Consider the following 18,278-nt stretch of genomic DNA (forward strand, 5'->3'; position numbering starts at 1 on the left):
GCCCATGCCCTCTTCGTCGATCGATCACGCCTTTACCGCACGCACCCCCAAGGGGCGCTCGGGTGATCCGACCTATGCAGGGGCATTGTCCTTCATGCGCCGCAAATACTCGAAGAACGTCGCCGGCGCCGACGCGGTCGTCTGGGGCATCCCCTTCGACGCCGCCGTCACCAACCGGCCGGGCGCGCGCTTCGGCCCACAGGCCATCCGCCGCGCCTCGGCGATCTTCGATTGCGATCCGCAATACCCGTTCAGCCGCGACCTGTTCGACGACCTCGCCGTCATCGACTATGGCGACTGCCTGCTCGACAGCGGCAATCACCAGAAGACACCGGCAACGATCGAACGCGAGGCGGCCAAGATCCTGAAATCGGGCGCTTTCCTTTTGACGCTTGGCGGCGACCATTTCGTGACCTGGCCGGTGCTGAAGGCGCATGCGGCGATCCACGGCCCGATGGCGCTGGTGCAGTTCGACGCCCACCAGGACACCTGGCCTGACGACGGCAAGCGCATCGACCATGGCTCGTTCGTGGCCCGTGCCGTCAAGGACGGCATCATCGACCCCGACCGCTCGATCCAGATCGGCATTCGCACGCATGCACCCGACGACTGCGGCATCAAGATCCTCTACGGCCACGAGGTCGAGGAGATGCGCGCCGCCGACATCGCCTATGCGATCGCCGAACGCACCGGCGGCAAGAAGACCTATGTCACCTTCGACATCGACTGTCTCGACCCGGCCTATGCGCCGGGAACCGGCACGCCGGTGGCGGGCGGGCCGTCCTCGGCCAGGATCCTGTCGGTGCTGCGCCAGATGACCCAGATCGACATCGTCGGCGCCGACGTCGTCGAGGTTGCGCCGGCCTATGACCATGCCGATATTACGGCAATCGCCGGCTCGACGGTCGCGATGCATTATCTTGGTCTGCTGGCCGAGAGGAAGGCGCGCGACAAGGCCTGAGGGACTGAATCAAGAGCCTGCGGACCTGAGTCCGAATTTGGCCATAACTGACTGAAATAACGAATTTTTCGACGGACGGCAGAACAATGACACCGAAAATATTCATCGACGGCGAACACGGCACCACCGGCCTCCAGATCCGCACGCGTCTCGCTGCCCGCGACGACCTCGACGTGTTGTCGATCCCGGAAGCAGAACGCCGCAACGTCGACCTCAGGGCCGAGCGCCTGCATGAGGCTGATGTCGCCATCCTTTGCCTGCCCGACGATGCCTCGAAGGAAGCTGTGCGCATCCTCGAGGGCAACAATTCGACCCGCATCATCGACACGTCGACGGCGCATCGCGTCCACCCCGACTGGGCCTACGGCTTTGCCGAGATGGACGCTGCCCAGCGCAAGCGCATCGCCGATGCCCGGCTGGTCGCCAACCCCGGCTGCTATCCGACCGGCGCGATCTCGCTGATCCGTCCGCTTGTGGCGGCCGGCACCCTCCCCGCCGACTATCCGGTCAGCGTCAACGCCGTTTCCGGCTACACCGGCGGCGGCAAGCAGATGATCGGCCAGATGGAGGACGCCTCCCGCCCCGACCACATCGCTTCGCCGCATTTCCTCTATGGCCTGCCACTGATGCACAAGCACGTCGCCGAGATGAAGCAGCATGGCCTGCTCGAGCGGCGTCCGATCTTCGCGCCGTCGGTCGGCCGTTTTGCCCAGGGCATGATCGTCCAGGTGCCGCTGCATCTCGCCGACCTCAATGGCTCGGCCTCGATCGGCGACATCCACGCCACGCTTGCCGCGCATTATGCCGGACAGGACATCGTCGAGGTCGTGCCGCTGGCGGTCAGCTCCAAGCTCGACCGGCTTGACCCGACCGAGCTTGCCGACACTGACCGGATGCAGCTCTATGTCTTTGGCACGGAAGGCCAGGGTCAGGTCAACCTGGTGGCACTGCTCGACAACCTCGGCAAGGGCGCCTCGGGTGCCGCCGTCCAGAACATGGACCTGATGCTCGGGCTCAAGCACTAGGATGGATCAGGCTGTCATTCCAGATCCCGGGCCAGATCACGGGCCAGATGCCGGGCCAGATCGCTGGCCTGCGCGGTGGAATGTCAGTGATCCGCAGCTCATTGCCGAGACCTTTTCCAGCCGCATCTGGAAGGTGCGCCTGACCGACGGCAAGCCGGCGGTGGTCAAGGCGCTCAAGCCGTTCGACGATGTCGCCGACGAATTGCGCGGCGCACATTATCTGAGCTGGCGCGACGGCGTTGGAGCCGTGCGCCTGCTCGGCTTCGAGGGGCACGATATGCTGCTCGAATATGCCGGCGACCGGCTGCTTGTCGACGAATTGAACGAGCATGGCGACCGCCACGCCACCGACATCGCCAACGAGGTGATGGCCAGGCTGTTTTCGCCGTCCGACGTGACTCCTCCCGCCGATCTGCAGCCGCTGCGGGCGCGCTTTGCCAGCCTATTCAACAAAGCCGAGCTGGATCGCGATGCCGGGCTGGAAAGCCCTTATCGGGACGCTGCCGTCATTGCGGAACGGCTGCTTTCGAATCCGCACGAGTTGCGCGTGCTGCATGGCGACCTGCACCACGACAACCTCCTGCTCGGCGAACGCGGCTGGCTGGTCATCGATCCCAAGGGCATAATTGGCGATCCCGGCTTCGACGCGGCGAACTTCTTCTACAACCCGCTCGACCGACACGACGACCTCTGCATCGATCCGCAGCGCATCGCCTATATGGCGGAAGCTTTCGCCAAAACGCTGGGCCAGCGCCCTGACACCATGCTGGATCACGCCATTGCCTGGGGCTGCCTGTCGTCGTCCTGGCATGCCGAGGACGACAACGGCGAGGACGAGGCGAGCGAGTTGTCCGTCGTGGCGGCTGTCAGGGCGGTACGCGCTAGCTTCTGACGGCGACGTCGTTTTCCAGGGGATAAGCCCCCTTGGTCGCGCGCCAGTGCGCGGTGGCAAAGATCAGCACGATCAGCGCAAAGCCCTGATGCAGCAGCGCCCAGTGCATATGCGCCTGCATCAGCAGAGTGCCGACGCCGATGGCCGCCTGGACCACGATCAGAAGAGCCAGCAGCAAGGCGCGGCGCGCATGGGTCCTGCGCGGTGCCAGGGTCATGGTCGCAAAGGCGTGCCAAAGTGCCACGATCAACACCGTATAGGCGAACATGCGGTGGACGAACTGCACGGTCTTCGGACTTTCGAAGAAATTGCGCCAGACCGGTTCGATCACCAGCAGGTCGCCGGGGATGATGGCGCCGTCCATCAGCGGCCAGGTGTTGTAGCTGAGCCCGGCATGCAAGCCGGCAACCAGCGCGCCGAGATAGATCTGGAACAGCACCAGCAGCACCATGACGCCGGAGAAGCGCTGGATCCGGCGGTCCGCCGGCACCTCCGAATAGGTCGCAAGGCCGCGCGCTATATAGGCGACAGCCGTGACGATGATGCAGGCAAAGGTAAGATGGATCGCCAGCCGGTACTGGCTGACCGACACGCGCTCCGAGAGCCCCGAGGCGACCATCCACCAGCCGATGAAGCCTTGCAGACCACCCAGCGCCAGCAGGCCGACAAGCCGCGGCTTCAGCCTTCGCTCGAGGCGGCCTGAGATCCAGAAGAAGGCAAGTGGAATGGCGACGAGGAAACCTACGCCGCGTGCGAGCAGGCGGTGGCCCCATTCCCACCAGAAGATGCCCTTGAACTCGTCAACGGTCATTCCCTTGTTGATCTGCTCATATTGCGGGATCTGCTGGTATTTTTCGAACTCCTCCTGCCATTCGGCCTGATTGAGCGGCGGAATGACGCCGTGGATCGGCTTCCATTCGGTGATGGAGAGCCCGGAGCCGGTCATGCGGGTTGCGCCGCCGACCATGACGAGCGCAAACAGCACCAGCAGGACGAGATAAAGCCAGCCGCGGACCAGCGTACGGTTGCGCAGTTCCCTGTTGCGCTCGGCAAGCGGTGCGGCAGTGTTGGTCATGGCTGACATAGCAATCTTTCCCGGCAATCTTTCCCGGCTCATCGAAACCGCGGAACTGGTGGACCATGGCGGCCCCGCTGGCAAGTTCAGCCCACGCGACACGCAGTCGCGCCGACCACCCTACCCGGTTGCACCGGCTGGCCAGAGCGACTATGCGAAGCCTGGACAAAGGATGAAGAAATGCCCGTGCGCGTCAAGAAGCTGATCGGAACCGTGCTGCTGGTGCTGCTGGTCATCGTATACGCGCTGGTTGCCACCATGGTGGCGGTCGCTCAGCTGTCGCAGTCCGGCCCGGTGGCCCATCTGCTGTTCTTCTTCCTCAGCGGCCTTCTCTGGATCCTGCCGGCGATGTGGATCATCAAATGGATGGTCAAGCCATCCAAGACCGCGGGCCACTAGAGCGCTGCCACTTTTCTCCTAGTTGCGGAATCGCTCTAACTTTTTTGTCTCCGCAATTCCGGACGGAAAACCGCTGACAGTTTTCCCGGAATTGCTCTGGAAGCTACACAGTCACCAGCCTGCGACCGCCATTGGTCATCAGCGTGGTCGCGCCGGACAGCATGGCGCGGATGGCGGCAAGATCCTGATGGCGGCCATTGACCGAAATCCGCGGTAGCGCATGCAGATGCGCGGCATGGCCCGGTACCAGGACACCGTGCCGGGTCGTGACGGCCGACACGAAACCCGCCTCGCGCGCCAGATGGGTCTCGCGCATGCCGGCCGCGGCTTCGTAACCATAGGGATAGGCGAAATGCTGCGGCGCCTCGCCCAGTTCGGCCTCGATCATGCTGCGCGAGCGATGCATCTCACGCAGTGCCTTGCCGGCCTCGAGGCGCTTGAGATTGCAGTGATGGACAGTATGGGCGCCGATCGTGACCAACGGATGGCTCGCCGCACGCCTGACTTCGGTCCAATCCATCAACAGCTCCCGGTTTGGAGCCGAGGCGTCGACGCCGGCCTGTTCGGCCAAGCCGCGCAGCACCTGGCGATGATCTTCTTCCAACACTTCCGACGTCAGCCAATCGGACAGTGCGAGGAAAGCGCCTTTGCGGCCAGCCGGCGTCGAGCATTCGAACGTTCGCCGCTTGCCCGCAATCGTTGCCGTCACCGGCTTGCCCGCCTCGACGATCGCGTCGAGAACCTCCCACCACAGGTCGGCGGCACCCGAGGTGAGCCCCGGCGCGACATAGATGGTGATGGGCGCGCCATGGCTTTCGAGAACCGGCAAGGCCTCGACGAGATTGTCACGGTAGGCATCGTCGGCGGTGAGTGCTGCGAACGGGCCGCTGCTCCGGCCGGAGCGCAGGCGAGCGACGACCTCATCCATCGAGACGAAGGCGTAGCCGAGCCGCTTCATCTCGCCGACAATCAGGTCGAGGAACGCGGGCGTGATCGTCAGATGGCGATTGGGACCGTCAGGCCGGTCAAGCAACGCACTGACCCGGTGCAGCATCAGGATGACACCGACGCTGCCCACCAACGGCTTGGCCAGCGCGCCAAGACCGCCATATCCGATCAGCAGGAAAGCCAGCTTCCGGGCTATGTCGATCATTCCTTCACCTTTGGCGCTTAGGCTCGGTGGCATCGAGCATAGCGAGGAATGCTCAATATGTGCCGATCAATAGCCGGCAAGGATTGAAGTATGGTTGACGCTACTGCCCCCAGCGAAAACAACACATTGCTTCGTCACGCTGCCACCACCGGCGACGCGACAACGGCAATTGCCCTGCCGGTGTCGCGCGATGTGTTGAGCGCCTACGGCAAGTTCACCAGCATCTACGCGCCGGCCCAGAGCCCGGAATGGGTGTCGACCTGGATCGACGCCAACAAGCCCGACGCGATGCTCGCCACCTTGAGCACCAATGGGCGACCGGTGCTGTCGGTCGCCCTCGAGGTCGGCCGCGAAGGGCCGTTCCGCATCGCCAGGTTCCTGGGCGGCAAGCACGCCAACGGAAATTTTCCGGCCTCCGACAAGAACTGGCTGGTAGCGGCCAATGCCCAAGACATCGGCGTACTCGTCCGCGCAATCGGCAAAGCCCGGCCCGATATCGATCTTGTCGCGTTCGACCGCCTGATCGGCGACTTCAAGGGCCTGCCCAATCCTTTGCTCAAGCTGCCGTCGGCACAGAGCCCCAATGTCGCGCTTGCCGTCGATCTCGACGGCGGCTTCGAGCAGGTGCTGACGCGAACCAGCGGCAAGAAGAAACGCAAGCGACATCGCAGCCAGGAGCGAAAATACGAAGCCGTCGGCGGCGCACGGCGTATCATGGCAACGACCACGGCCGAGGCCAACGCCATGCTCGACGCGTTTTACGCCATGAAGGAACAGCGGTTCGGTGCCATGGGCATCACCGATGTGTTCGCCGATGCCAGCGTGCGCAGCTTCTTTCGCAAGCTGTTCGTCGATGCGCTTGCGCGGGAAGATCGCGCCTTCGTGCTGCACGGGCTCGAGGTCGGCGGCAAATATCGCGCGGTCACCGGCTCGAGCCGAGCGGGGAACCGGCTTGTCTGCGAATTCGGCGCAATTGCCGACGACGAACTGGCCTATGCCAGCCCTGGCGAATACCTGTTCTTCGACAACATTGCCGAGGCCAGCGACCAGGGTTTCGATATCTACGATTTCAGTGTCGGGGATGAGCCTTACAAGCGGCAGTGGTGCGACCTTGAGATCCAGCATGCCGATGTGCTGGTGCCGCTGACGACCAAAGGCCGCCTCTATGCGCTCGGCCTGAGGTCGCTGTCGCGTGTCAAAGCCACGGTCAAGAACAACGACAGGCTGTGGGCGCTGATCAAGCGATTGCGGTCGGTCTTGCGCGGCAAGCCGGCGGCGACAGCAGCCGAAGAAGACTAGGGCGTTTCAGCTTTTCTTCGAATCGCAGACTCTCTCTATCACCCTGCTTTTGCGCGATCCCGGACGGATTACCTCTGCACGCTTTTCCTGGGATAGCTCCGGCTCAGGCAGCCGACCGTGTCGGCTCAGGCCTTGTCGGCAAGTCATGGCCGACCGGGGTCACCAACATGACGTCCTCATAGCCGCCGGCACGCAGATCGTCGGCGACATAGGCAATCTCATCGTCATGGTGAAGGAAGCTGACCAGCACCTCCGTGCCATCGCCAACAAGCCGCGCAATTTCGCCGGCATCGGCGGGACCGCATTCAACGACGACGAGATCATAGGCGGTCGTCAGCGATTCCATGATGATCGGCAGGCGGTCGGCGGCACGCATGGCACGTGCCGGATCGGCCGTACCGACCGGCATGACATCGCAATCCGAATAATGGTCAGCGCGGATGACGTCGGTGAACTGGGCTTCGGATGCCAGAAGATTCGTGATGCCGGGATAACGGCCGCCGTCGAGCATCGGGCCAGCCGCGGCACCCGAGGCGGTGAGGTCGAGCAACAACACGCGCAGGCCGGAATCGGCGACTTCGCGTGCAACCAGCACGGCAGTCGCGGCGGCATCATCGCCTTCGGGTGAAACGAAGATGGCGCGGGCAGCACCACTCGTTATGAGCTTTTCTGCTGCCGTCTCGATGCTGATGCCGCCATGTGCCGGCGCGAGCGCCGTTTCAAAGGGCTGCTCATCGGCGGCGACAGCCAGGTCGTGCTGCGCATCGACGAGTGTCCGTGGCTCGCCATCGGCGTCGGCGGTGTCGAGCTGCACGGCGACTGCCGGCTCTTCCGCTTCGGCCCAGGCCTGGGCCGCGTCATCTTGCGGCAGGCCGGCGACGCGGCGCACCGGCATCTCCACCTGCGTGACCGGGGTGACGCGAGCGCCGGCTGCGGGTCGCATGGCGCGGCCGGAAAACAACTCCTGCAGCAGCGTGAAGATCGCCATCAGGAGCAGCGAGCCGACAAAGGCTGCGCCGACAATCGGAACGATCTTGGGGAAATAGGCTTCGGAAGGAACGATCGCGGTCGAAAACACCCGCGCGTCGACCGGCAGATAGTTGCGGTCCTGACGCGAGGCCGCTTCGCGGTAGCGGGTAAGATAGGATTCGAGCAACGCCCGCTGGGCGGCTGCCTCGCGCTCAAGGGCACGCAGTTCGACCTCTTCTTCCGAAACGCGCCCGGATTCCACCTTCAACCTGTTGAGGTCGGCGACAAGCTGCTTTTCGCGAAGGTCGGCGCCATTCGCCTCGTTGACCAATCCGACAAGTACCTTTTCTGCCTCCGACCGGATTTGCGTGTCGAGGTCGGCGAGCTGCGAGTTGAGTGCCTTGATGCGGGGATGGTTGGGCAAAAGCGTCGTCGAAAGGTCGGCAATGTCGGTCCGCAGCTGGATCTGGCGTTCGCGCAGGCGCTGGATGAGGCCGGACGACAGCACTTCCGGAATGGCGTCGATCGACCCGCCGCCCTTCAAAGCCTGGCGCACGCTCTGGGCCGTGGCTTCGGCGGCCGACCGGCTAGCACGGACCCGCGACAGCTCGCTGGAGAGTTCGGACAGCTGCTGGGTGGCGAGCGCGGAATTGTTCTGCCCGACGAGCAGGTCGGACTGCGAGCGGAAGCTGGCGACCTTCGCCTCGGCATCCTTGACGCGCTTGTTGAGGTCGGCGATCTCCGGCTTCAGCCAGTCGGTCGCCTCGGTGCTCGACTCAAGCTTGGAGCCGCGCTGGAAATCGAGATAGGCCTGAGCGATCGCGTTCGGCACGGCTGCGGCAAGCTTGGGATCGGCCGAAGAGAACTGGATGACGATGACGCGCGATTTCTCGACGCGGTAGACGGTCAGCTTTTCGCGGAATGCCTTGAGCACACGCTCTTCGGGCGGTAGCTCGCCGGGATCGCTCTTCAGCCCGGCAATGACCAGCAGGCGCGAAATCGCCGACATTTCCGAAGCGGCATCGAACTCCGGCAGGCTGGCGAGATCGAGCTTCTTGGCAACCTGCTTGAGGATATCAGTCGAGCCGATGACCTCGACCTGGCTCGTCACCCCTTCCTCGTCGAGGATCGGCCGCTCGTTTTCGCCGCTGCCGTCGGGCCGTGTGAAGACCGACTCGCGCGTTTCGATCAGAAGCCGGGTCTCGGCGCGATACTTCGGCGTCGCCAGCGAGGCCAGCACGAAGGCAAGCGCGGTGACGGCAACAGCAAACAGCACCAGGCGCAGCCAGTTCCTCGCAAGACTGGCGAAGAGCTGGCGCAGATCGACATCGACATCACCGGCAGTGGATTGGACGCCAGACATGCAGTTCCTACTCCGAGGCTGAGCAGACTGCACGGTAAACAAACATGGTAACCCATGCGTTAACATTGCCGCACGGCATACAAGCTGAGCCGGGCAAGACGAGTACGTCCTTTACCGGGCATTAACCCTAACAAGTCGATAACTGGCGCGAACCAATATTCCGCTGCGTGGCGGCAAGCCGTCGAAGGTGTGTCTGCAGAAATGAAAAGCTCCCTTCCCATCTGCCATGCGCTTCTCGCCGCCATGCTGGTCGTAAGCGGTTGCTCGAGCTATCGCCCTGCGCCTGCCGCCTTTCATGAAGTGCTCGACCAGCCCTACCGTCTCGGCGCGGGCGACCGCATCCGCGTCACCGTCTTCGAGCAGGAAGGCCTGACCAACACCTATAGTGTCGACCAGTCGGGCTACATCTCCTTCCCGCTCGTCGGCGGCGTGCCGGCCCGCGGTTTTACCGCACAGGAAGTCGAGAAGGCCTTGGCCGCCAAATTGCGGCAGGGTTACCTGCGCGACCCCGACGTATCGGTCGAGGTCGATCGCTACCGGCCGATCTTCGTCATGGGCGAAGTGGGTGCTGCCGGTCAATATTCCTATGTGCCCGGCCTGACCGTGCAGAAAGCCGTGGCGATGGCAGGCGGCTACAGCGCCCGCGCCAACCAGGGCAATGTCGACATTACCCGCGACATCAATGGCAAGGTGATGACCGGCCGCGTGCTGACCACCGACCCGCTTCTGCCCGGCGACACGATCTATGTCCGCGAGCGGCTGTTCTAAGCCGCCGTGCAGCAGACCCCGCCCCGCCAGCTCAGGATCGTTCACTGCTTCAGGTCGCCGGTCGGCGGCATCTTCAGGCATGTGCGCGACCTGACCGAAGCCCAGGTGGCAGCAGGCCATCAGGTCGGCATCATCTGCGACTCAACCACCGGCGGGGAACATGAGGAACGCCTGTTCGAGGCGATCCGCCCGATGCTGGCGCTTGGCATCAAGCGCACGTCGATGCAGCGCCATATCGGGCCCGGCGACATCGCCGCCGGCTGGCGCACGTACAAGATCATCAAGGAATTGCGGCCGGACGTGCTGCATGGGCACGGCGCCAAAGGTGGTGCCTATGCGCGTGCGTTCGGCTCACTGTTGCGGGTTTCAAGGTATTGCGTGGCCCGCCTCTATTCGCCGCATGGCGGCTCTCTGCACTATGATGAGAGGACGATGACCGGAAAGCTGTTCTTCGGGCTCGAACGCCTGATGGAGCGCTTCACCGATCATCTGCTTTTCGTCTCTGAGTACGAGCGCCGCACCTTTATCCGCAAGGTCGGCGAACCGCGCGTGCCCAACAGCCTGGTCTATAACGGCCTGCGCGACGCGGAATTCGAACCGGTGGCAGCACAGCCTGATGCCGCCGACTTTCTCTATATCGGCATGATGCGCGACCTGAAGGGTCCCGACATGTTCATCGACGCCATCAGCGCGGCGCGGCAAAAGCTCGACCGCGACGTCACCGCGGTGATGGTCGGCGACGGCGAGGATCTGCCGCGCTACCACGCACAGGTCGCAAGGCTCGAACTCGACGGCAAGATCCGTTTCCTGGCGCCAATGCCGGCACGCCAGGCCTTTGCCCTTGCCCGCTTCGTCGTCGTGCCGTCGCGTGCGGAAGCCATGCCCTACATCGTTCTGGAGACACTCGCCGCCGGCAAGCCGATCGTGGCCACCTCAGTCGGCGGCATTCCGGAAATTCTCGGGGCGCAGTCTCCTGCCCTGGTAAACCCTGATGCCGGCGAAATAGGCCGGAAGATGATCGAGGCGTTTCAGTCGCCTGCAGCCTATGCCGCGGCGATGCCCGACATCACCGAGCTGAAAGCACGTTTCGGTGTAGAAGTGATGGCCAGCGAAGTCGAGAAAGCCTATTTCTCGGCGCTGCCATCTCGCCGCGTCTGAACTGCGGCAAAGACAAGTTTGTTGTTCAAGGGTTTCTTAGCTCATCTTTGATATGTCAATCTGGCAAACGGGCGACCAGCCAACAGATCGACGACGATGAACAACTTCGACCCAAAGCGCCGCTTCACCCCGGACGCCGTCAAGGCAGCTGACGGCGACGGCAAGCCATCCGACAAGGCCAAGCTGAGCAATGTCGCGCAAGAGGTGGCAGCCCAGTACCGTCGCGACACCATGTCCCCTGTCATGCTCAGCGGCATTTTACGCCTGACCGAATTCGGCTTGCTTTTTGTCACCGGTCTGGCGCTTTACGCCTATCACGTCGGATTTCTGGGCCATCTCGGCTGGCAATATCCGCTGGTCATTCTGGCAGCCTCCGTGGCTGCGACCGTCCTTTTCGAGATCATGGACTGCTATCAGCTGCAGTCCATGATGCGGCCGGGCGTCTCGCTGGGACGAATGGCGCTTTGCTGGGCAACCACCTTCGCCCTGATGGCGGTTACCGCCTTCTTCATGAAGGTTTCGGCAGAATTCTCCCGCCTGCTGTTCGGTGGCTGGTTCGTCATCGGGCTGGCGCTGGTCGTTTGCCTGCGCCTGATCCTGGCGCGCTTCATCCGGCTTTGGGCCCGCAACGGACGCATGGAACGCCGGGCCGTCATCGTCGGCGGCGGCAAGGCAGCAGAGGTGCTGATCCGCTCGATCGAGCAGCAGCCCTACAATGACATTCGTATCTGCGGCATCTTCGACGACCGCGACGACAAGCGCTCGCCGCCGATCGTCGCCGGCTATCCCAAGCTCGGCACTGTCTCCGAATTGCTCGAGTTCGCACGCATCGCACGCATCGACATGCTGATCGTGTCGCTGCCGCTGACCGCCGAAACCCGCGTGCTTCAGCTGCTCAAGAAGCTGTGGGTGCTGCCCGTCGACATCCGGCTGTCGGCGCACTCCAACCAGCTGCAGTTCCGACCGCGCTCCTATTCCTACATCGGCGCAGTGCCGATGCTCGACATTTTCGACAAGCCGATCAACGACTGGGATTCGGTCGCCAAGCGAGCCTTCGACATCATCTTCAGCCTGTTCGGCATCGTCGTCTTTTCGCCCGTCATGCTGGCGACCGCCATCGCCATCAAGCTCGACAGCAAGGGCCCGGTGCTGTTCAAGCAGAAGCGCCACGGCTTCAACAACGAGGTGGTCGAGGTCTACAAGTTCCGCTCGATGTTCACCGAGCTGTCCGATCCCTCGGCGAAAAAGACCGTGACCAAGAACGACCCCCGCGTCACCCGCGTCGGCCGCATCATCCGCAAGACCTCGATCGACGAGCTGCCGCAGTTCTTCAATTCCCTGTTCGGCAGCCTGTCCTTGGTCGGTCCACGCCCACACGCCATCGCCGCACAGTCGCACAACCTGCTCTATAACGAGGTGGTCGACGGCTACTTCGCCCGCCACAAGGTCAAGCCCGGCGTTACCGGCTGGGCCCAGATCAATGGCTGGCGCGGGGAGATGGACACGGACGAGAAGATCCGCAAGCGCACCGAGTTCGACCTCTATTACATCGAGAACTGGTCGCTCTGGTTCGACATCAAGATCCTGTTCCTGACGCCGATCCGCTTGCTCGACACGGAAAACGCCTATTGAGCGCGATCAGCTATGATCTGCCGCGAGCCGCGATCAACGCCAAGCTGATCGCGCTCGTTTCCACCGGCGCCATTGCGCTGGGCGTGCTGCTGTCGGGCTTCGTCATCCGCGAGCCCGCACCTTACGAACTCTATATGGCCGGGCTGATCGCGGTTTGGTCGCTCTTCGGCCTGCGTATCTCGCGTGCCATCACCCCGTTGCTCGTGCTCATCGTCATGTTCAACATCGGCGGGATGATTGCGATGACGCAGATGGCGGAGCTGATGAACACCCCGCTCTATCTCGCGGTATCCCTGTTCCTCGGCTTCACCGCCATCTTCTTCGCCGCGGTCACGGAAGCCGACCCCAGACTGTTCAGGGTGATCTTCCTGTCCTGGGTGGCATCAGCCGTGGTCACCTCGGTGCTTGGCATGTTGGGCTATTTCGGTGCGATACCGGGAGCCGAGATGTTCACCAAGTTCGGTCGTGCCGCAGGCGCCTTCCAGGATCCGAACGTCTTCGGCCCCTTCCTCACCTTGCCCGGCATCTACCTGCTCTACCGCGTGCTGACGGGCAATCCGCTCAAGATGGCGATCTACGCCGTCCCGTTGCTCATTGTCACCGGCGGCATCTTCCTGTCGTTCTCACGTGGCGCGTGGGGACTGTTTGGCGCCTCGGCCATCCTGCTCACCGGCTTCCTGTTCCTGCAAAGCGACAGCGGCAAGTTCCGGCTGCGGATCGTGATGATGAGCATCGCTGCGATAGCGCTGCTGACCGTGGCGCTGCTGATCGTGCTGCAGATCCCCAGCATCGCCGAACTGTTCACCACGCGCGCCCAGCTCGTCCAGGACTATGACGGGGCGCGCCTCGGCCGCTTCGCCCGCTACGGCATCGGCTTCCTCCTGGCGACGGAGAAACCTTTCGGCATCGGAGCGCTGGTGTTCGGCCAGATCTATGGCGAAGACACCCACAACATCTGGCTGAAGACGCTGATGGATTATGGCTGGCTCGGCTTTGCCAGCTACCTGACGCTGATCGTCTGGACCGTCGCCGCGGGGTTCCGCATCCTGCTGCGCAACAGGCCCTGGCAGCCCTATCTGCTGTCGGCCTATGTCGTTTTCCTCGGACATATCGCGCTGGGCACGGTCATCGACACCGACCACTGGCGTCACTTCTACCTGCTGCTCGGCCTGATCTGGGGCTCGATCGCCCTTGAGGCCCGCCACCAGCGCGCCTTGGCCTCGCCGACCTTCTGACTCGCCGGCGACTGGCCGCCGTTGCACACAAGATTCCCGTTTTGTGAACGGTCCGGCACCGGTTTGCCGGCTCAACTCAGCGTGACCGCTTTGTGAATCAGAGTGACCGATCCGTCTATGGCAATCGGAAAGGTAGGCGCCTATCTCACAGTGGTCAGCGAGACGACAAAACAAAAACCGCCGCCTCGCTACCGAATAATGAAAGGACTACTCCAATGAATAAGATCATCCTCGCAGCTTCTGCAATCGCTCTGATGTCTGGTGCAGCATTTGCTTCATCGGCTGAAGGTGTTGTTGCCAAGTTTGACCCAGCCGTCCGCGTCATTACGCTCGAAAGCGGCCAGAGCTATTCGGTTCCGCGTGACGTTGCTATCCCGTCGATCCAGACCGGCGAGAAGGTATCGATCCAGCTCAACGACGAAGGCGACAAGGTCCAGGGCGTCCTCCGCTAAGCGGAACCGCCATACCCTTCAACTGCCTTTACCTCCGAAAAAGCCACGGGCCCTCCCACCCGTGGCTTTTTTCGTTTGTGACGCAGCGCACATTTGGCAATCCGCCGTCGGCTCCACAAGGCGCCCCGCGCTCCATCCAACGCCGCATTGCCCAGCCAGCGCGATCGAGCAACCGACCTGCATCCAGATGCAGGCTCGCTCCTGCACACTTTCACTATCCTCCACGATGAAGCGGGCTCGCGTCTCACCGCCGCGAGCAGATTCGTTTTCCCGGCCGGGCCGTTGCGCACAGTTGTGCCGATTTGTGAACGGTCCGACACCCGTTTGCCGGCTCAACTCAGCGTGACCGCTTTGTGACTCAGAGTGACCACCCAGCCTATGGAAATTCGAAAGATAGGTGCCTATCTATAAGTGGTAAGCGAAACGACAAAACAACAAACCGTCGATCCGCTACCGAACATTGAAAGGACCAAAACAATGAAGAAGATCATCCTTGCCGCTTCGGCTATCGCCATGATGTCTGGCGCTGCATTTGCTTCGTCTGCAAATGGCGTTGTTGCCAAGTTCAACGAACAGGCACGCGTCATTACGCTCGAGAGCGGCCAGAGCTACACCGTTCCGCGTGATGTCGCCATCCCGGCGATCCAGGCTGGCGAAAAGGTATCGATCCAGCTCAACGGCGAAGGCGACAAGGTCAATGCCGTTCTCCGCTAAGGCGGATCAGCATTGATGGTCCGACTTACCCCAAGCCGGCCTCACCTCGACAAAAAGCCATGGGCCCTCCCACCCATGGCTTTTTTGCGTTCCAGGACATGGCGATGCCAAATCATCGGCATTGAAAATGCCCCGCGCGAACGGCAACTCGCCACCAGAGTTTCACCGCCGCGCGGCAAGTTCACGTGATCAAAACGTGTCTAGAGTTTACCTGTTGGCGCGTAACAAGCACCGACGTCGGATCGTAGTTGATGGTGTCAGCAAGGTGTCCCGCAACAAGCAGCACCTCGCATAACCCCATCAGGAGAACGATCATGAACAAGCTCATTCTGGCTGCAGCCGCATTCGCACTCTTCTCCGGCTCCGCCCTCGCCTCCGACGCCAGCGGCGTCGTCACCCGCTTCAACGCCGACACCCGCGTCATCACGCTCCAGGGCGGCGCCAGCTACACCATTCCGCGCGATGTCGCCCTGCCATCGGTCAGGGTCGGCGAGAAGGTCTCGATCCTCTTCAACGACGAAGGCGACGTCGTCCGCAATGTGCTGGCCGGCCCGCAGATGATGTAACGCAGTTACAGCGAAAAGGCCTGAAGCCATGGGCGCGCCACTCCCATGGCTTTTGCGCGCCCGGCCCGACCGCTGCCAGGCTCGGCCTGAAGCTGACCTGGCGGCCGACAATTCAAGACGGTGCGACACCGTGACAGCAGCAAAAGCGCGTGATCTATTTGTGTTTGTTGTTTACCGAACCAAACTAACGGCAGGGCGTTTCTTCTCCGCACCAAGCAATTGGCATCTCCCTCCCGGATCCAACCCTTGGTCATAGAGCAATAGGAGAAGTATAATGAGAAAGCTCATCCTTGCCGCATCCGCTCTTGCCCTCATGTCGGGCGCAGCCCTTGCTACCGAAGTCGATGGCGTCGTTGCCAAGTTCAACCCGGCGGTCCGCGTCATCACGCTCACCAATGGCGAGAGCTTCACCATCCCGCGCGACGTCGCAATCCCGCCGCAACTGGCTCCCGGCAAGCGGGTGGCAATCGACCAGCATGACAACGGCGCCAAGATCGAATCCGTCATGGTGGGTTCGGCCACGTAACATCACGCGTCAGTTCCCACCCCTACAGACAACGCCATGGACGCCACCAGCGTCCGTGGCGTTCCTCGTTTCGGTAAAAGAAGCATGGAGCAGAGGCCACTGCCTTCGCAGCAGCCGGCAGTTCGAAGTTCAGGTGCCAGAAGAAAGCAGTCGAGCCCGGGGTCGAACCGACGACCCGGTTTTTGCCGAGGCCTGCTGTAAACCCGAAACGCCTCTGATACGCTCAAAGGAGTACCGCCACGCGACAGCAGGACAAGCGATGAGCGACCTTACGACTGCGATTCTTGTTGCGGCAAACGCGCACCCAAATCGACAAGGCCAAGCAGCCCTATATCCTGCATCCGCTTAGAGTCATGCTGGCGGTCGACAGTGACGGAGAACGGATGGCCGCCGTCCTGCATGACGTTGTCGAAGACACTGAATTCACTTTGGGCGATCTACGAACCAGGGGGTTCCCTGCCGGGGTTGTCGAAGCGGTTGACGCCCTCACGCGCCGGGACGATGAGCCCTATCCCGATTTCATCAATCGGGCGCGCTCCAACGAGATAGCGCGACGCGTCAAGATCGCCGACATCCTTGACAACACCACCCCCGAACGCGTGCGGGCCGCCGGACTTGGGCAGCAATATCTGGATCGCTACCGCGAAGCGCTTCAAATGCTGACTGACGCCGAGAGCCAATCCTGATCGCCTGCCGCCGCTCTCTCCGCCAGACCGCAGTCGACGGCAACCCCGCCCGCCGTAACAGCCGAAACAGGCGCCTGACAGGCGATGGCGTTCTCTACCGCTCGATCGTCGGTCGAAAGGCCGAGGCAAGAACGAAAAATGTAAACGGTGGGGAAATCGGCAAACCGCAATCTGGGGGATAGCGGTTAAGTCTTTGTTTTAATGGTCGGAGTGGCCGGATTCGAACCGACGACCCCTTGACCCCCAGTCAAGTGCGCTACCGGGCTGCGCTACACTCCGGACCGGTCGCGATGTATCTTGATATTGCCGCTTCGGTCAACCCAATTCGGCGGCTTTCCCGCCAAACTTCTTCATTCCAGGAATATTTTAGTAGCCGACGGAGATCAGCGAACCTGGTCCAACAGGCGCTTGCATTCGAGCAGGTCGAACAGCGCCTCCTGCAGCAAGGCCCGGTTGTCGCGCGACAGCTTGCCGGAATCAGCTGCCACCGGCCCCTCGTCGTCACCCTTGCCCAGGCCGAAGAAGCGGCGGCTGGGCTTGGCGCGCGCCTCGCCCACCAGCATCTCCTCATCAGGACCGCGCGGCTGCGCTGCCGGCGTCAGGGGCGCTTCGGCCTGCTTGCGCTGGGCGATGGCCTCGACGGCCTTCATGTCGCCGCTGCCGATGGCAACCAGGAACTGGTTGCCATTGTCGCGCAACAGTTTCTGCACGCCCTTGATGGTGTATCCCTGCTCATAGAGCATATGGCGGATGCCCTTGATCAGTTCGACATCCTGCGGCCTGTAGTATCGCCGGCCGCCACCACGCTTCATCGGCTTGATCTGGGTGAAGCGGGTTTCCCAGAAGCGCAGCACGTGCTGCGGCAAATCAAGGTCTTCGGCCACTTCACTGATGGTGCGGAAGGCGTCGGGGCTCTTGTCCATGGTCGCCACTTTCGCAAAAAACGATTCGTGATCCATTTCAGCGCTTTGGGCAACAACATTCAAGCCCGGCGCGAATCACGCACCAGGCTATCAACCGGATAGTCGAAAGCTCGCAGCCTACTTGGCGGCCTTGGACTTGCCGTTCTGGTGAGCACGCAGAATCCGGCTCTTGAGCACGTTGGATGCCTTGAAGGTCATCACCCGGCGCGGCAGGATCGGCACTTCTTCGCCGGTCTTGGGGTTGCGGCCAACACGTTCGTTCTTGTCGCGAACGTGGAACGTGGCGAAAGACGACAATTTGACCGTCTCGCCGCGCACGATTGCTTCGCAGATTTCGTCGAGAACGGTTTCGACCAGTTGCGCCGATTCCGTGCGCGAGAGGCCGACTTTCCGATAGACGGATTCAGCGAGGTCGGCACGTGTCAGTGTCTTTCCCCCCATGCGACGGGCCCCATCCTCAATATCTGAAATCCAGCAACGCG

19 protein-coding genes and 1 tRNA gene are annotated in these 18,278 nt (G+C 62.3%); 14 read left to right on the plus strand and 6 right to left on the minus strand.

What is annotated here, in order from left to right; genetic code table 11:
* Positions 1-4 precede the first annotated feature (4 nt).
* The 3 genes from speB to DY201_RS18410 all read left to right on the plus strand — a co-directional run bounded on the left by speB (position 5) and on the right by DY201_RS18410 (position 2,878).
* Positions 5-961 (plus strand): agmatinase, encoded by a 957-nt coding sequence (gene speB, locus DY201_RS18400; RefSeq protein ID WP_115732440.1) that lies wholly within the window; start codon positions 5-7, stop codon positions 959-961.
* Between the two features lie 86 nt (positions 962-1,047).
* Positions 1,048-1,986 carry an N-acetyl-gamma-glutamyl-phosphate reductase gene (gene argC / locus DY201_RS18405; RefSeq protein WP_115732441.1) on the plus strand — a complete coding sequence of 313 codons (939 nt, stop codon included), beginning with the start codon at positions 1,048-1,050 and terminating at the stop codon, positions 1,984-1,986.
* Position 1,987: 1 nt separating this feature from the next.
* Positions 1,988-2,878, plus strand: a complete 891-nt coding sequence (locus tag DY201_RS18410) for an aminoglycoside phosphotransferase family protein (RefSeq protein ID WP_115732442.1) — start codon at positions 1,988-1,990, stop codon at positions 2,876-2,878.
* On the opposite strand, the gene DY201_RS18415 is transcribed toward DY201_RS18410, so the two are convergent.
* On the minus strand, positions 2,868-3,962 hold the full coding sequence (locus DY201_RS18415; RefSeq protein ID WP_115732443.1) for a COX15/CtaA family protein: 1,095 nt from the start codon (positions 3,960-3,962) through the stop codon (positions 2,868-2,870). The two genes, DY201_RS18410 and DY201_RS18415, sit on opposite strands and share 11 nt — an antisense overlap.
* A gap of 171 nt (positions 3,963-4,133) precedes the next feature.
* Here DY201_RS18415 and DY201_RS18420 point away from each other — a divergent pair, with 171 nt between their 5' ends.
* Positions 4,134-4,352, plus strand: a complete 219-nt coding sequence (locus DY201_RS18420) for a DUF2842 domain-containing protein (protein ID WP_115732444.1) — start codon at positions 4,134-4,136, stop codon at positions 4,350-4,352.
* A 103-nt stretch (positions 4,353-4,455) separates the two neighbouring features.
* Here the strand turns inward: DY201_RS18420 and DY201_RS18425 are convergent, their stop codons facing one another.
* Positions 4,456-5,505: a polysaccharide deacetylase family protein gene (locus DY201_RS18425; protein ID WP_115732445.1), complete on the minus strand. Its 1,050-nt coding sequence runs from the start codon at positions 5,503-5,505 to the stop codon at positions 4,456-4,458.
* Between the two features lie 90 nt (positions 5,506-5,595).
* Here DY201_RS18425 and DY201_RS18430 point away from each other — a divergent pair, with 90 nt between their 5' ends.
* Positions 5,596-6,804: a GNAT family N-acetyltransferase gene (locus DY201_RS18430; RefSeq protein WP_115732446.1), complete on the plus strand. Its 1,209-nt coding sequence runs from the start codon at positions 5,596-5,598 to the stop codon at positions 6,802-6,804.
* Between the two features lie 103 nt (positions 6,805-6,907).
* Here DY201_RS18430 and DY201_RS18435 read toward each other — a convergent pair whose 3' ends face one another.
* Positions 6,908-9,136, minus strand: a complete 2,229-nt coding sequence (locus DY201_RS18435; RefSeq protein ID WP_115732447.1) for a GumC family protein — start codon at positions 9,134-9,136, stop codon at positions 6,908-6,910.
* A 201-nt stretch (positions 9,137-9,337) separates the two neighbouring features.
* Between DY201_RS18435 and DY201_RS18440 the strand changes: the two genes are divergently transcribed.
* From DY201_RS18440 to DY201_RS18480, 9 genes are all read left to right on the plus strand, one after another.
* Positions 9,338-9,904 carry a polysaccharide biosynthesis/export family protein gene (locus DY201_RS18440; RefSeq protein WP_115732448.1) on the plus strand — a complete coding sequence of 189 codons (567 nt, stop codon included), beginning with the start codon at positions 9,338-9,340 and terminating at the stop codon, positions 9,902-9,904.
* A gap of 6 nt (positions 9,905-9,910) precedes the next feature.
* On the plus strand, positions 9,911-11,062 hold the full coding sequence (locus DY201_RS18445) for a glycosyltransferase family 4 protein (protein ID WP_115732449.1): 1,152 nt from the start codon (positions 9,911-9,913) through the stop codon (positions 11,060-11,062).
* Positions 11,063-11,158: 96 nt separating this feature from the next.
* The gene (locus DY201_RS18450; protein WP_115732450.1) at positions 11,159-12,694 is read left to right on the plus strand and encodes an undecaprenyl-phosphate glucose phosphotransferase; all 1,536 of its coding nucleotides are present in this window, start codon (positions 11,159-11,161) and stop codon (positions 12,692-12,694) included.
* Positions 12,691-13,929 (plus strand): O-antigen ligase family protein, encoded by a 1,239-nt coding sequence (locus tag DY201_RS18455; protein ID WP_115732451.1) that lies wholly within the window; start codon positions 12,691-12,693, stop codon positions 13,927-13,929. The genes DY201_RS18450 and DY201_RS18455 overlap by 4 nt, the downstream gene beginning before the upstream one ends.
* Before the next feature lie 215 nt (positions 13,930-14,144).
* The gene (locus DY201_RS18460; RefSeq protein WP_115732452.1) at positions 14,145-14,381 is read left to right on the plus strand and encodes a DUF1344 domain-containing protein; all 237 of its coding nucleotides are present in this window, start codon (positions 14,145-14,147) and stop codon (positions 14,379-14,381) included.
* 477 nt (positions 14,382-14,858) lie between these two features.
* Positions 14,859-15,095 (plus strand): DUF1344 domain-containing protein, encoded by a 237-nt coding sequence (locus tag DY201_RS18465; protein WP_115732453.1) that lies wholly within the window; start codon positions 14,859-14,861, stop codon positions 15,093-15,095.
* A 314-nt stretch (positions 15,096-15,409) separates the two neighbouring features.
* The gene (locus DY201_RS18470; RefSeq protein ID WP_115732454.1) at positions 15,410-15,661 is read left to right on the plus strand and encodes a DUF1344 domain-containing protein; all 252 of its coding nucleotides are present in this window, start codon (positions 15,410-15,412) and stop codon (positions 15,659-15,661) included.
* Positions 15,662-15,935: 274 nt separating this feature from the next.
* A complete protein-coding gene (locus DY201_RS18475; protein ID WP_165915941.1) occupies positions 15,936-16,187 on the plus strand; it encodes a hypothetical protein in 252 nt (83 codons plus the stop codon).
* Positions 16,188-16,570: 383 nt separating this feature from the next.
* Entirely contained in the window at positions 16,571-16,873 is a 303-nt protein-coding gene (locus DY201_RS18480; RefSeq protein ID WP_210210432.1) for a hypothetical protein, read from the plus strand.
* A 202-nt stretch (positions 16,874-17,075) separates the two neighbouring features.
* Here DY201_RS18480 and DY201_RS18485 read toward each other — a convergent pair.
* The 3 genes from DY201_RS18485 to DY201_RS18495 all read right to left on the minus strand — a co-directional run bounded on the left by DY201_RS18485 (position 17,076) and on the right by DY201_RS18495 (position 18,237).
* A tRNA-Pro gene (locus DY201_RS18485) sits at positions 17,076-17,152 on the minus strand.
* A 104-nt stretch (positions 17,153-17,256) separates the two neighbouring features.
* Positions 17,257-17,796 (minus strand): MerR family transcriptional regulator, encoded by a 540-nt coding sequence (locus tag DY201_RS18490; protein ID WP_067966704.1) that lies wholly within the window; start codon positions 17,794-17,796, stop codon positions 17,257-17,259.
* Positions 17,797-17,913: 117 nt separating this feature from the next.
* Positions 17,914-18,237 (minus strand): integration host factor subunit alpha, encoded by a 324-nt coding sequence (locus tag DY201_RS18495; RefSeq protein WP_055971437.1) that lies wholly within the window; start codon positions 18,235-18,237, stop codon positions 17,914-17,916.
* Between the last annotated feature and the right edge of the window lie 41 nt (positions 18,238-18,278).

The organism is Aminobacter aminovorans (assembly GCF_900445235.1).
Lineage (GTDB): Bacteria > Pseudomonadota > Alphaproteobacteria > Rhizobiales > Rhizobiaceae > Aminobacter > Aminobacter aminovorans.